10 protein-coding genes are annotated in these 13,596 nt (G+C 64.1%); 3 read left to right on the forward strand and 7 right to left on the reverse strand.

Going from position 1 to position 13,596, the window contains the following annotated elements; genetic code table 11:
• Positions 1–4: 4 nt before the first annotated feature.
• Genes IGS61_RS01990 through IGS61_RS02000 form a run of 3 tightly spaced genes read left to right on the forward strand, consistent with a single transcriptional unit; the run spans position 5 to position 5,626 of the window.
• Complete coding sequence (locus IGS61_RS01990; protein WP_230538052.1) at positions 5–1,957, forward strand: XrtA/PEP-CTERM system amidotransferase; 1,953 nt, start codon at positions 5–7, stop codon at positions 1,955–1,957.
• 4 nt (positions 1,958–1,961) lie between these two features.
• The gene (locus IGS61_RS01995; RefSeq protein WP_230538053.1) at positions 1,962–3,191 is read left to right on the forward strand and encodes a TIGR04063 family PEP-CTERM/XrtA system glycosyltransferase; all 1,230 of its coding nucleotides are present in this window, start codon (positions 1,962–1,964) and stop codon (positions 3,189–3,191) included.
• Positions 3,188–5,626 (forward strand): glycosyltransferase, encoded by a 2,439-nt coding sequence (locus IGS61_RS02000; protein WP_230538054.1) that lies wholly within the window; start codon positions 3,188–3,190, stop codon positions 5,624–5,626. The genes IGS61_RS01995 and IGS61_RS02000 overlap by 4 nt, the downstream gene beginning before the upstream one ends.
• A 14-nt stretch (positions 5,627–5,640) precedes the next feature.
• Here IGS61_RS02000 and IGS61_RS02005 read toward each other — a convergent pair whose 3' ends face one another.
• From IGS61_RS02005 to IGS61_RS02035, 7 genes are all read right to left on the reverse strand, one after another.
• A complete protein-coding gene (locus tag IGS61_RS02005; protein ID WP_230538055.1) occupies positions 5,641–6,510 on the reverse strand; it encodes a hypothetical protein in 870 nt (289 codons plus the stop codon).
• A gap of 10 nt (positions 6,511–6,520) precedes the next feature.
• Positions 6,521–7,261, reverse strand: coding sequence for a DUF3944 domain-containing protein (locus IGS61_RS02010; RefSeq protein WP_230538056.1), 741 nt, complete (start codon positions 7,259–7,261; stop codon positions 6,521–6,523).
• Positions 7,262–7,954: 693 nt separating this feature from the next.
• On the reverse strand, positions 7,955–9,694 hold the full coding sequence (locus tag IGS61_RS02015) for a serine hydrolase domain-containing protein (protein ID WP_268993675.1): 1,740 nt from the start codon (positions 9,692–9,694) through the stop codon (positions 7,955–7,957).
• A 274-nt stretch (positions 9,695–9,968) separates the two neighbouring features.
• Positions 9,969–11,063 (reverse strand): S41 family peptidase, encoded by a 1,095-nt coding sequence (locus tag IGS61_RS02020; RefSeq protein ID WP_230538058.1) that lies wholly within the window; start codon positions 11,061–11,063, stop codon positions 9,969–9,971.
• An 18-nt stretch (positions 11,064–11,081) separates the two neighbouring features.
• Positions 11,082–11,834: a LytR/AlgR family response regulator transcription factor gene (locus IGS61_RS02025; RefSeq protein WP_230538059.1), complete on the reverse strand. Its 753-nt coding sequence runs from the start codon at positions 11,832–11,834 to the stop codon at positions 11,082–11,084.
• A complete protein-coding gene (locus IGS61_RS02030; protein WP_230538060.1) occupies positions 11,831–12,865 on the reverse strand; it encodes a sensor histidine kinase in 1,035 nt (344 codons plus the stop codon). The genes IGS61_RS02025 and IGS61_RS02030 overlap by 4 nt, the downstream gene beginning before the upstream one ends.
• Positions 12,866–13,180: 315 nt before the next feature.
• Positions 13,181–13,420, reverse strand: coding sequence for a hypothetical protein (locus IGS61_RS02035; protein ID WP_230538061.1), 240 nt, complete (start codon positions 13,418–13,420; stop codon positions 13,181–13,183).
• Between the last annotated feature and the right edge of the window lie 176 nt (positions 13,421–13,596).

A 13,596-nucleotide genomic window follows, 5' to 3' on the forward strand; every position in this document is an offset into this window, starting at 1 on the left:
TCCCATGTGCGGCATCAGCGGCATCTTTGATTTGCAGGGCCAGCGCGACATCGACGTGCTGCTGCTGGCGCGCATGAACCACAGCCTGCGCCACCGCGGGCCGGACGAAGGGGGCTTGCACCGCGAACCGGGACTGGGCCTGGCGCACCGGCGCTTGTCCGTGATCGACCTGGCCAGCGGCCAGCAGCCGCTGTTCAACGCCGACCGCAGCATCGCCATCGTCTTCAATGGCGAAATCTACAACTATCGCAGCCTGATGGCGGAACTGCGCCAGTTCGGCCACACCTTCCGCACCAGCAGCGACACGGAAGTCATCGTCCACGCCTGGGAACAGTGGGGAGAACAATGCGTGCGGCGCCTGCGCGGCATGTTCGCCTTCGCCCTGTGGGACCGCCGGCGCCACCTGCTGTTCCTGGCGCGCGACCGCCTTGGCGTCAAACCCCTGTATTACGGCGAGGCGCAGGACGGCACCCTGCTGTTCGGCTCCGAACTCAAAGCCCTGCTCGCGCATCCGGCCATGCCGCGCGCGCTCGACCCGCTGGCCGTGGAAGAGTATTTCGCCTACGGCTACGTGCCCGAGCCGCGCAGCATCTTCCAGCACGCGCGCAAGCTGCCGCCCGGGCATACCCTGTCGATCCGCGCCGGCCAGCCGCTGCCCGCGCCGCAAGCGTACTGGGATATTCCGTTCACGCCGAACCCGCCCGCCAGCGAGGCGCAGGCGGCCGACGAACTGCTGGCGCGCCTGCGCGAAGCGGTGCGCATCCGCATGGTGGCCGAAGTGCCGCTGGGGGCATTCCTGTCGGGCGGCGTCGATTCGAGCGCCGTCGTGGCGCTGATGGCCGGGGCCAGCAGCACGCCCGTCAACACCTGCTCCATCTCGTTCGGCGACCCGGCGTACAACGAGGCGCGCTACGCCGACCTGGTGGCGCGCCGCTACGGCACGGCGCACCACGCGCGCCAGGTCGAGCAAGACGACTTCGAGCTGATCGACCTGCTGGCCAATTTGTACGACGAACCGTTCGCCGACAGTTCCGCCATGCCCACCTACCGCGTTTGCCAGCTGGCGCGCCAGCGGGTCACGGTGGCCCTGTCGGGCGACGGCGGCGATGAAAGCCTGGCCGGCTACCGGCGCTACCGCCTGCACACGCGCGAGGAAAAGGTGCGCAAGGCGATGGACCCGCTGCTGCCGGCCGGCCTGCGCCAGTCGCTGTTCGGCACCCTGGGGCGGCTGTATCCGAAGGCCGACTGGGCGCCGCGCTTCCTGCGCGCCAAGACCACCTTCGAAGGCCTGGCGCGCGATACGACGGACGCGTATTTTCACGGCGTCAGCCTGCTGGGCGACGCCATGCGCGCGCGCCTGTTCAGCCCCGAGCTGCGCCGCAGCCTGCACGGCTACCGCGCCGTCGAGGTGCTGCGCCGCCACGCGCTGGCCAGTCCCGCGCAGGATCCGCTGTCGCAGGTGCAGTATCTGGACCTGAAAACCTACCTGCCTGGCGACATCCTCACGAAAGTCGACCGGGCCAGCATGGCGCATGCGCTGGAAGTGCGCTCGCCCCTGCTCGACCATGAACTGGTGGCGTGGATGTCGGGCCTGCCGCCGCAATTCAAGCTGCGGCGCGGCGAAGGCAAATACCTGCTGAAAAAAGCCCTGCGCCCGCTGCTGCCCGACACCCTGCTGTACCGCCAGAAGATGGGCTTTTCCGTGCCGCTGGCCGACTGGCTGCGCGGCCCGCTGCGCCAGCGCCTGCAGCAGCGGCTGCTGGGGCCCACCCTGGCGCAGTGCGGCCTGTTCGACATGGATTACGTGCGCCTGCTGCTCGAGCAGCATGCGAGCGGGCGCCGCGACTACAGCGCGCCCCTGTGGGCGCTGCTGATGTTCGAAGCCTTTTTGCGCCAGGTGCTGCCCGTCGATGGCCGCAAGGCGGCGGTAGCCGCGCCGGCCATGGCCATGGAGTGAATCCATGCGCATCCTGCACATCCTCGACCACTCGCTGCCGCTGCACAGCGGCTACACCTTCCGCACCCTGGCCATCCTGCGGCAGCAGCGCGCGCTGGGCTGGCACACCATGCAGCTCACGAGTGCCAAGCAGGGGCCGGCCGACGGCGCGCAGCAGCTGGTCGACGGCTGGCATTTCTACCGCACGGCGCCCGATGCCCGCTGGTGGGCGCGCCTGCCCGTGCTGCGCCAGGTGGCCGTCATCCTCGGCCTGGCCGTGCGCCTGCGCCAGCTGGCGCAACGGCTCGAGCCCGACATCCTGCATGCGCACTCGCCCGCCCTGAACGCCATCGCCGCCATCAATGCGGGACGCGCGCTGGGCATCCCCGTCGTGTATGAGGTGCGCGCCTTCTGGGAAGACGCGGCCGCCGACCATGGCAGCAGCCGGGCCGGCGGCTTGCGCTACCGCCTCACGCGGGCGCTGGAAACCTATGCGCTGCGCCGCGCCGACGCCGTCACCACCATCTGCGAGGGCTTGCGGCGCGAACTGTGCGCGCGCGGCGTGCCCGCGCATAAGATCACGGTGATCCCGAACGCCGTCGATGCCGGGGCTTTCAGCACCACCGCGCCCGACGACCTCTGGCTGGCGCACAAACTGGGCTTGCATGGCCACCTGGTCATCGGCTTCATCGGTTCCTTCTATGCCTACGAGGGACTGGCCCTGCTGCTGCGCGCCATGCCGCGCCTGCTGGTGGCGCAGCCGGCATTGCGCCTGCTGCTGGCCGGCGGCGGCCCGCAGGAAGCGGCGCTGCGCGCGCTGGCGGCGCAGCTGGGCATCGAGGGCGCCGTGGTCTTCGCGGGCAGAGTGCCGCACGCGCAGGTGGCCGCGTATTATCAGCTGGTCGACATCTGCGTGTATCCGCGCCTGCCGATGCGCCTGACGGAACTGGTAACGCCCTTGAAACCGTTGGAGGCGATGGCGCAGGGGCGCCTGGTGGTGGCCTCCGACGTGGGCGGCCACCGCGAACTGGTCGAACATGGCAAGACGGGCATGCTGTTTCGCGCCGGCGACGCCGGGGCGCTGGCGCAGGCCGTATTGAACCTGCTGCTGGCGCCCGACAGCTGGCCGCTGCTGCGGCGCCAGGCGCGCGCCTTCGTCGAGACGGAGCGCAGCTGGGGCGCCAGCGTGGGCCGCTATGCGCCCGTGTATGCGCGCGTAACCGCGGCGCGCGTGGCGGCGGGAGCGATGCCATGATCTTCACGGGCTTGCGCATCGCGCTGGTCGGCCCGCTGCCGCCGCCGGCCGGCGGCATGGCGAATCAGACGGCGCAGCTGGCGAAGCTGTTGCGCGACGACGGCGCGCAAGTGCAGCTGCTGGCCGTCAACGGTCCCGCGCTGCCGCCCTGGCTGGAGCGCATCCGCTACCTGCGCGCCGCGTTGCGCCTGCCCGTGCACCTGTGGCGCCTGTGGCGCGCCGCCAATACGGTCGACCTGTTCCACATCATGGCCAATTCCGGCTGGTCCTGGCATCTGCAGGCCGCGCCCGCGCTGTGGATCGCCAGCCTGAAAGGCAAGCCGGCCCTGCTCAACTACCGGGGCGGCGAAGCGGCCGCCTTTTTCGCCCGCTCGCCGCGCCTGCTGGCATTCAGCCTGCGCCGCGCCAGCGCCATCGTCGTGCCCTCGGCCTACCTGGCCGGCATCTTCGAGCAGTACGGCCATACGGCCCACATCGTGCCCAACGTGGTGGACTTGCAGCGTTTTACCCACGCCGCACGTGCCGCGCCAGCATCGGCCGATGGCCCGTGCATCCTCGTGGCGCGCCACCTGGAAAGCCTGTACGACAATGCCAGCGCGGTGCGCGCCCTGGCCATCGTGCGACGCAGCTATCCCACGGCGCGCCTGGTGCTGGCCGGCGGCGGGCCGCAGCGCGCGGCGCTGGCGCGCCTGGCCAGATCCCTGGGTGTGGACGCTGCCGTGCGCTTCGCCGGCCCCGTCGACAACGCCGCCATGCCGGCGCTGTACCAGGCCAGCGACATCGTGCTCAACCCCAGCCTGGCCGACAACATGCCCAATTCCGTGCTCGAGGCGCTGGCCTGCGGCGTGCCCGTCGTCAGCACCAACGTGGGCGGCATTCCCGCCCTGCTGCAGGACGGCGTGACGGCGCTGCTGGTGCCGCCCGGCGATCCGGCCGCCATGGCGCAGGCCATCGTGGCGCTGCTGCGCGACCCGCGCCGCGCGCGGGCACTGGCGGACGCGGGCCTGGCACATGGGGCCGCCTTTGGCTGGCCCGGCATCGCGCCCAGGCTGGCCGCGCATTACCGCCGCATCCTCGCCGCGCCGCGCCCCGGCGCCTACACGCGGCTCGTCGCCCGCTGGCTGTTTCCCCTGCACGAATGGCTCAAGGGCCACCATAGCGCGCGCCTGCTGCGCCGCCTGGAACGCTCGCAGTGGTGGAACGCGGAGCAGCTGCGGGAGTGGCAACTGGCGCGCCTGCGCCACCTGCTACGCCACGCGGGCCGGCACGTACCCTACTACCGCGCCCTGTTCGCCCGCTGCGGCTTCGATCCGGAGCAGCTGCGCCAGCTTTCCGACCTGGCGCGCCTGCCGCTGCTGCGCAAGGCTGACATTGCGGGCGAGCGCGACAGCTTCAAATCCGCCCGCGCCGTGGGCTTGCGCCCGTTCGCCACGGGCGGCTCCAGCGGCCAGCCGCTGCAGTTTTTCCTGGGACGGCGCAGGGTCAGCCACGACATCGCCGCCAAGTGGCGCGCCACGCGCTGGTGGGGCGTCGACATCGGCGACCGCGAAGCCGTGTTGTGGGGTTCGCCCATCGAGCTGCATGCGCAAGACCGCGTGCGCCGCCTGCGCGACGCGCTGCTGCGCACCACCCTGCTGCCCGCGTTTGCGATGTCGCCCGACCGCCTGGACGGCTACGTGCGGCAGTTGCGCCGCTGGCGCCCGCGCATGCTGTTCGGCTATCCGTCCGCACTGTGCCGCATCGCCAGCCACGCCGCGGCGCGCGACCAGCCGCTCGACGGCCTGGGCGTGAAAGTGGCCTTCGTCACGGCCGAACGCCTGTACGACGAGCAGCGCGCGCAGATCGCCGCCGCCTTCGGCTGCCCCGTCGCCAACGGCTACGGCGGACGCGACGCGGGCTTCATCGCCCACGAATGCCCGGACGGCGGCATGCACATCACGGCCGAAGACATCATCGTGGAAATTGTCGATGGCCAGGGCCAGCCGCTGCCGCCGGGAGTCACGGGCGACATCGTCGTCACCCACCTGGCCACGCAGGACTACCCCTTCATCCGCTACGCCACGGGCGACGTGGGCGCGCTGGGCACGCAGCCCTGCGCCTGCGGCCGCGGCCTGCCCCTGCTGCAGAAAATCGAGGGGCGCAGCACGGATTTCCTCACGGCCGTCGACGGCACCGTCATGCACGGCCTGGCCCTCGTCTACATCGTGCGCGAACTGCCGCAGGTGCGCAGCTTTAAAATCATCCAGGAAACCCTGCTGCGCACGCGCGTGCTGCTGGTCTGCCAGCCGCGCCTGGACGACGCCACGCGCAGCGCCATCGTCAGGGGCTTCCAGGCCAGGCTGGGCGCGCAGGTCGACATCGCCATCGAGGAAGTCGAAGAAATCGCGGCGGAGGCGTCGGGCAAGTACCGGTATGTGGTGAGCGCGGTGGCGTAGGCAGACAACCCGCGTTACATTGCCACCCGGCCCGCCGGCAGCGACAGCAGCATTTTTCCGTGCTCGGATTGGAAAAGCTGTTTCGCATTGGCCTCGATCGAACGATAGACCTCGCTGCGCGCTCCGGCGACGCCGCGTATCACTTCGCGGTGTAACTCATTCATGAAATGACGGAAAATCTGCAGACCATCGTTGAATCGCCCTGCACCGTCGAGCAGGATATGCTCTGCAAGCCGCAGTTTGCCGATACGCGCGCAAAGCAAGTATTCGATATGAATTCCCGCAGGCATCATGTCGAGCATTAATTGGGCGAAATTGGTGATCAGCTCAAAATGCGTTGCGGACACGTCTTTGGACGACTTCGTCAAGGCAAGAATATTATCGATAAAGGACAACACTTCATTGCGTTTCGCCGCCATGCTGGTCAACAGCGGAATGGCAAGCTCGCGTATTTCCGATGCCAGGCTACGATCCTGCAACAAGGTTCGCGCTGCCTCCACCAGTCCTACATATTCACTGATCTTATCCATGTAAAATACAATGTGCTGCGAGCGCACATCTTGTGCAATGACATCGACAGTGGCCTGGATTTTATCCAGTTTCTTTGCCAGATATTTTGTCTGCACCACGATCGCGGCAAGAATAATGCCGGTCGAAACGGCCGCGGCAATCGCCGTCGTCGCCTGCGCCATTTTCAGCGCTTCTTCCACGCTCTTGGCCGCACTTTCCTTGAATGGAAGATGCTGGATGATGCCAGACCCGCCGCTACCCTCGGCCCAGTATGCGACGCCGTCATGTATGGCTGCCTTGCCTTCCGCCATCGCTTGTATCAACACCGGCTTCAATTTGGCCTGGTCGATGATCCATATCGTTTCTTGCAACATTTACATTTCCTTAGAAAAATTCACGTGCTTCGCATTCCCGCCGCATATAAGCGATCTGAATGACGGCAGGGATCGTTACGCGATATGCGGCGCCGCTGATTGCGGGCACGGTGAGCGCTGCCGACACGGCCAATCCGACCGGTCCGGCAAACATGGCCAGGCTTCTGCCCAGTCCACCTGTCGCAATGACGCCAAGTGCCCGTCCCGCGAACATGCTTGCAGCGGATGTGGCGATCAGTGCCGATATCTGCAAGGAACCGATGCCGCTCGACAAGGCCGCTTTCAGCAAGGCCAATCCTTCCGCATCGCGTAAGTTATTGCCGATATCAAATTCCTTCAGCAGCGAAGCACGTTGTTCCGCACCGAGCTTTTCCCAGGCATCGCCGATGAATTTCTCCAGCAGCTTGTTTTCCATCAGATAGGCGGAACTGTTTTTTTCCGTCTTGACTTTCTGGTTATCGCACACGTCCGATAAAATCTCCTTGTAAAGCACGCCATCGCCGCGAAACAGGTTGACGATCGTGTCGCCGCCGAAATGCTGAAGCTCGCCGGCAATCAACTTCCAGCATTGCCGGTGCTGGTCCTTCTTTCCAGCAAACTTCTTGAAGTTGTCGTCCTCAAGAAGTTCGCTGGCGATGCGAGCCGATCCATCTTTGTCGTGCGTGAGATAGCCCGCCAAAACACGCAAATCCTCTTCCTTGCAATACGGCAGGAATGCGAGGTCTTCATCGACGCGATATTTGATACCCATATTTCCCCTTGGTAATTTTCTTATATTGTATTTTTAATCGCGCCCAACTTACAAGGCAAAACAAGGAAAAACATGCAATATGAAGCCGATACTTTTATTTCGAAATGGTAATTAACGCCACTATCTTCGCCAAACTGATTTTCCAAAACAATGACATCGACCTTTTTCTCAGGAAAATACATTTCAATGGATGTAAATCCCAGGCCCAGACCTGTGGCAAATCGGGCAGGTATCTACTCACGGGCCTTTGCAAGTCTATCCATGATCCGAAAATTATCGCCCGGATTTAACCGTGTTCTATTTTCAAAATCCGAATAGCCAAAGGCTTTTGAGTATCTGGTCTGGCCATATTTCGTGAGGAGGATGACGCCATTGAAACTTCTTGGACTTGTTGATCTTGCCACGCTGTCGATTTTGGCGGAATAATCATCTGCCTTTTCCGCATGTGAATGCTATCCAACCTGGGCATGCACGCATGCGGAGATCGTCAACAAAAAAATATAGCGCGGATATTTTCAGTGGCAGCATCGTTTTTCTTTCAGTATGGAGATTCTGATTTGATTTATTATTGCCATGTAAACGCGTATTTTCATCACAAGAAGTCCTGCAGGACTAACGATATGACAAGTGCAGGCCTGTCAGTGAGTGCGGATCCAGGCTGGCAAAAGAAGGAAGGCTGGGCACGCCGGGCATTCAGTCGTCCACCAGATCGAAGTCGGCAAGCAAACCGTCCGCGGTCAGGTAAACCAGCAATTTGCGCCCTGGCTTGATGCCGCTGACATGGTAGGCAAGGACACTGTCCACCTTGCTGCCATGACGTTCGATCGCGCGACCAGCGACAGCTTGCTCGTGCAAAAAAGTGAGTGACTTAACATTGACGAGTTCGCCAATGGCTTGCGTGCCAAAGTTGCTCTTGATGCCAGGTGTCGCAAAATCCGAATTGGCCAGGGCGCTGCCGCCACGCGCTATGTCGGCCAGCAAGGCCTGCACACTCCGGGTACGCGCAGGCTGGGGGTCGGTGCGCGCTTTCAAAGTGTGCATCAGCGGGCCGATGCGCGGCGCCTTATTGGCTTTGCCCTTGGTTGTCACGACGACGTCCGTCACCTCTCCTTGTGCATCGACGACGAAAGCCAGTTCGCAATTGCGCGACGTCGAATGGAAACGGTGCGCGCCGACAGGCACGAAAGTTTCGTCGGGCAAGCCATCGTAAATGCTGCGCAGCTGGCCACCCCGCATATCGAAGGTGCCCATCGTGTTGTTCGCCAACTCGTAGCGGCCCGTGTAGCGGCCGAGCGCCCTGGCATCGATGTGGATGGCGGGCTGCTTGCGCAACACGTCGTAGTCGGCATCCGGCCAGCGATAGGCGCGGCCGATGGCGGCGGTCAGGCGGTCCATCATGCGGGAATTGTCATTCGCGTTAATCATGATCACGGCGCCCTGGCCCGTGCGGGAAAATGCCGTCAGCAAGGTATCGAAGCCTTCGTCGCGCCCGCCGTGCGAGAAGCGTTGCGCGCTGCCGCTGCCGTGCAGGAAGACGCCCAGGCCCGCGTTCTCTATTTGCGGGGTCAGCATCTGTTGCGTCAAGGCTGCCGAGATGACCGGGTTGGACGTGCCGGCCAGGGATTGCTGCACGCCGATGGCGAAGCGCGCCAGGTCCGACGCGTTGGTCCATAAACCGGCCGCCGCCATTTCCGGATACAGGTGCCAGCGTCCCGCCACCAGGCTGCGGTCGGCAAGGTGGCCGCTGGCATTCAGGCGCGCGCGTTCGGCTGGCGGCGGCTGCAGATAGGAGCTCTCCAGCATGCCCAGGGGCTTGAGGACCGCGTCGCGCATGTAATCGGGAAACGCCTGGCCGCTCACGTCGGCCACCATCTGTTGCATGACGGTATAGCCGCCACCGGAGTAACGCACCTTGCTGCCTGGAACGATGTCAACGCGGATGGGCGCGGTATTCGCCGGTTGCTCGCCGTTCAGCACCTGGACCACGGTGGGCAGCGGCGCATTGCTGGCGTAACCGGGGAAGCCGTGCACGGTCAGCCCCGCGTTGTGGCTGAGCAGCCTGCGCAAGGTCACCTTCTGTTCGGCCGTCAGGGCGCTGTCCGGCAGCTTCCACGTGAGCAGCCGGGTATTGACGTCCTCGTCAAGGGCAAGCTTGCCCTGCTCTACCAGGTGCAGCGCCCCCAGCGCGGCTACCGGCTTGCTGACCGAACCGGCCTGGAACAGTGTGTGCGGACCGACCGGCGTCTTGCCGCCCTTTTCCGTGACACCGTACCCTTGCACCCTGACAATCTTGCCGTTGTCGATGATGGCAAGCGACAGTCCGGGGATCTTCCGCATCTGCATTTCGGCTTTGATAATGTCGTCCAATGCGTCCGCCCGGGCGCCACTTGCGAACAACAGGGTAACGATTACTGCCAGGGAATGAACTCGCATGAGCGCCTCTTTCAATGGTGAATGACGGATATCAGTAAGGAAAGGTTGACGATACGTCACCTTGCCCGGCCACCATGCAGCATTGCGACAGGCCGTCAGATATCAGTCATGGGCGGTCATTTTCCCGGATGGGTTGCGGCCCGCGTTTGCTGGCGTGCCGAATTCTGGCTGCTTGCCGCTGTTGGCAGTTTCCGCCCCGAAGCGGAAGTTCGACTCGGCATATGCTTCGCATGTCGTCGTTCGTGGCGGCTTCGAGGATGGCAAGGCCGGTCGATTAACGCTCGCCCCTGAGGATATAGACCGGCTTCTCGGTTTCTCCCTTCTCCGCCATGACGAGAAGGCGTTGCAGTTCCGTGCGCTCGTTGCCCTCCTTTGCGGAGGACACCAGATTGCGCAGGATGGCGACATGCGCCGCCTGCAGCGCCTGCGCTGCGGGCACGGCGACGTCCGGTTTCACGCCGACATGTTCCCAGTTGGTTTTAGTGACGAAATTGGTCGTGCGCGCCGTCGGAATCGAGACCGCGATATCGTGTCCCAGGCTGTACCAGCCAATGGGATTGGAAGCGCCGACGGTGGTTTCGCCGACCAGGGTGCCACGCTTCAGCACCTGGAAGTCATAGGCGCAGTCCTCGGCGGCCGAACCTGTCCGAGCCGAGATCAGCACATATACGGGCTTGTCGTAACGCTGCGTGAACGTCGGCACGGTCCAGATCTGCCGCGTGGTGTCGGTCGGGCGATCATAAATATCGATCAGGTGGTGCAGTTTGCCCGCCGAGAGGAAATGACTCATCAGGTATGCCACGCTGGCCGGGTCGCCGCCGCCGTTGCGGCGCAGGTCGAGGATCAGCGCATCCGTGCCCGCCAGGAGCGACATCGCCGCCGTGTACGCCGCGCCGACAAATTCCACGCCGGCGAAGCGCCGCAACTCGATGTAGCCGACGTTGCCGGGAAGGCGTTCGATCTTCTCGATGTCATAGCCGCGCCGCGCGGCCGCGGTACGCCATTCGTCTATCTTGGCGCGGCTCGGCTCCTCCTCGGTAGCGCTGGACTCACTGAAGCCCTCGTAACGCCCGGCGCTGAAATGCATGTCGCCGCTCAATTCCCGCAAGTCCTTCTTCAGCGCCGCACTGAACGCCGTCGCGCTGGTGGCGGCCGCATAGCCTCCTTCGGCATTTTTCCTGATGATCGCACCGCCGACCTGTTCGGCCCGCGCTGGATCGATGTAATTCGCGTTGATTTTCGCCGCCAGCGTCTGCGCGATTGCGGCGCGATCGGACGCGCTCAACGCGGTGTCCTCCGCCGCCAAGGCGGGCAACGACCACAGCGCGCCCAACACGACCGCTGAAACAAGCTTCTTGCTACCTAACATACATTCCTCCAGGTTGGACTACGAATCGGTTTTTGCGTTGAGGTGTTGCAGCGCCTCTGTCAGCGCCGGCATGTAGGAGCGGCTGGCGCGCAGCACAGTGCCGTCGCGCAGGCGCAGCATGGCGTCCCGGTTGGTCAGCGAACGCAATTCGGCGATCATGTCCAGCCGCACGATGGACGAGCGGTGCACGCGGTGGAACTGACGCGGATCGAGCTGCATGGCCAGCTTCTGCAGGCGTTCCCGCACCAGCCAGGTCTTGCCGTTCGCATGCAGGGAGGCGTAGTCGCCGTCGGCCTCGATGCGCTCGACGTCGGCCACCGGCACCAGCACCGTGCGCGATCCCACACGCACGCTGAAGCTGCGCATTGCCGCTGCCGCCGGTGCTGCGGCACGACTTTGACAGCGGTAGGGGAACGCCTGCTGCGCGCGGTCCAGGGCTTCGTCAAAGCGCTCGTCATCGACCGGCTTGAGCAGGTAATCGAGGACGGCCAGTTCGAACGCTTGCAGGGCGAAGCCTTCGTAGGCGGTGAGCAGGATCGCCATCGGCCGCTGCGCCGGCGGCAGTGCGGCCAGCACGTCGAGTCCGCTCTTGCCCGGCATCTCGACATCGACAAACGCTAGGTCGGGCTTCAGTGTCACCATCCCCTGGTAAGCGCTGTCGCCGTCACCGAATTCGCCTACCAGCTCAAAGGCGCCGCGCCGCGCCAGCCTGACCTTGACCGCCAGCCTGGCCAGCGGTTCGTCGTCGACGATCACCACCCTGATGTTCATGCCTCCACCTCGATGCCGCGCAGCGGCATGGAAATCTGCACGTGGAAGCGGCCGTCCGGACGCCAACCTGCATCCACCGCTTGCTCCGCGCCATATAGGTGGCGCAGGCGTTCCCGGACGTTGGCCAGGCCGATGCCGCTACCCTGTAGCGCCGACGGCTGGCCGTCGTTCTGCACGCCGATGAGCAGGCGCGTGCCGGCGCGCTCGACCAGAATATCGAGCTGGCCGGGCACGGCCAGCGGCGCGATGCCGTGGCGGATCGCATTCTCGACCAGCGGCTGCAGCATGAGGTAAGGCACGACGCTGCCCAGCAGGTCGGGGCCGGTTTTCATCGTCAGGCGCAGGCGCTCGCCGAGGCGCGCTTTTTCGATGGCCAGATAGGCGTCGAGCAGGGCCAGTTCATCGGCCAGCGCATGCTCGTGGCGGCCATCATGCGCCAGGGTGGCGCGCAGGAAGTCGGCCACGCACGCGAGCATGCGGTTGGCTTCACGGTTGGACTGGGCCGACACCAGCGCCGAGATCGCGTTAAGCGAGTTGAACAGGAAGTGCGGATTGACCTGCAAGCGCAGCGCGCGCAATTCGGCGTCGCGGGCCGCGCTTTGCGCCTGGGCCAGATGCAGCCTGACCTGTTGCAGCGACAGGTAATAGGCCGCCACCGCATGGACCGCGCAGAACGCGACCAACGCCAGCCAGCAGCTGTCCAGGCCCCGTGCCAGATATTCCCATTGGTAGCCCGTCTCCCGTCCGATCGCGATCCCAAAGCTCTGTCCCAGAAAGGCGTTCGTAATCGCCATGGCATAGGTGGTCGCCAGCAGTATCGATCCCATGCGCAGCCAGGACCAATCGCGACGCCACATGGCCCGCTGAAGCAGCGTCAGCGGAACAAGCCATAGCAGGCAGGCGACCAGGAACAGCGTACGGAAGGCAACGATATAGTAATCACTGACGGCGGGCAGGCCGAGAATGACCATGCAGGCTGATACCGGCAGTGCGGCCAGCACGGGAACGAGCAAAGGGGTTTCGACTTTCACGCGGGGTTTCCAGAAATGCAATTCTGCAATTGTAGCGTTTCAATCACCCGGCGAATAGCAAGCAATACGCACATGGAAGGTCCAGTAGCAGGGAAGCCTTGACATTAGGTGATGGCCTGGCGGCGGTCGAGTCAATTGCGGCGACCCGTGCATATATTGCGGCGAGTCGGTCGGAGATCGGGGTAAGGGACACGTGAGCCAATGCAGCTTTTAATTCAGGCCAGTGTGATGGAGGACCACGAACGCCTGCAACTGGCCGGAAGTAGATATCGGCCGGCAACTATATTCGTAGGTAATGCAACTTCATAAAGCATATTAACTGTCCTGCTTGCGGCTTGTGAAAGCCGCCCAGGCAACTACCGCAATGCCTGCAACGACACATCCGGCCAGACTGACGGCGGCACCAAAAATGTACCACGCCACATCGAATCCGTGACTGTAAAATGTTCCGACAAATAGCCCGTTCACCAGCCGGATTAACACCGCTAATTTCAGCAGAAAGTATTTTACTTTACGGATGGGGCGACCAAGGCGCATTTGTTGAATGGCTGCCATGCAGCATTGCGACAGGCCGTCAGATATCAGTCATGGGCGGTCATTTTCCCGGATTGGTTGCGCTCCCGCATTGGCGGGCGCGAGCGCTGCTGGGCGGTTGCGCCTATTGGCAGCTGGCGCCACTTAGCGGATGTGGCAGTTGAAGCGCGTCAAGACGGGACTACAAGCAGCAAACC

The sequence above is a fragment of the Janthinobacterium sp. FW305-129 genome (genome assembly GCF_020858115.1).
In the GTDB taxonomy this organism is placed as follows: Bacteria; Pseudomonadota; Gammaproteobacteria; order Burkholderiales; family Burkholderiaceae_D; genus Janthinobacterium.

Excerpts from the sequence above, each read along its gene's own strand:
- IGS61_RS01990 (WP_230538052.1), top strand. The coding sequence starts at position 5 with ATGTGCGGCATCAGCGGCATCTTTGATTTGCAGGGCCAGCGCGACATC.
- IGS61_RS01995 (WP_230538053.1), top strand. The coding sequence starts at position 1,962 with ATGCGCATCCTGCACATCCTCGACCACTCGCTGCCGCTGCACAGCGGC.
- IGS61_RS02000 (WP_230538054.1), top strand. The coding sequence starts at position 3,188 with ATGATCTTCACGGGCTTGCGCATCGCGCTGGTCGGCCCGCTGCCGCCG.
- IGS61_RS02005 (WP_230538055.1), bottom strand. The coding sequence starts at position 6,510 with ATGTTGCAAGAAACGATATGGATCATCGACCAGGCCAAATTGAAGCCG.
- IGS61_RS02010 (WP_230538056.1), bottom strand. The coding sequence starts at position 7,261 with ATGGGTATCAAATATCGCGTCGATGAAGACCTCGCATTCCTGCCGTAT.
- IGS61_RS02015 (WP_268993675.1), bottom strand. The coding sequence starts at position 9,694 with ATGCGAGTTCATTCCCTGGCAGTAATCGTTACCCTGTTGTTCGCAAGT.
- IGS61_RS02020 (WP_230538058.1), bottom strand. The coding sequence starts at position 11,063 with ATGTTAGGTAGCAAGAAGCTTGTTTCAGCGGTCGTGTTGGGCGCGCTG.
- IGS61_RS02025 (WP_230538059.1), bottom strand. The coding sequence starts at position 11,834 with ATGAACATCAGGGTGGTGATCGTCGACGACGAACCGCTGGCCAGGCTG.
- IGS61_RS02035 (WP_230538061.1), bottom strand. The coding sequence starts at position 13,420 with ATGGCAGCCATTCAACAAATGCGCCTTGGTCGCCCCATCCGTAAAGTA.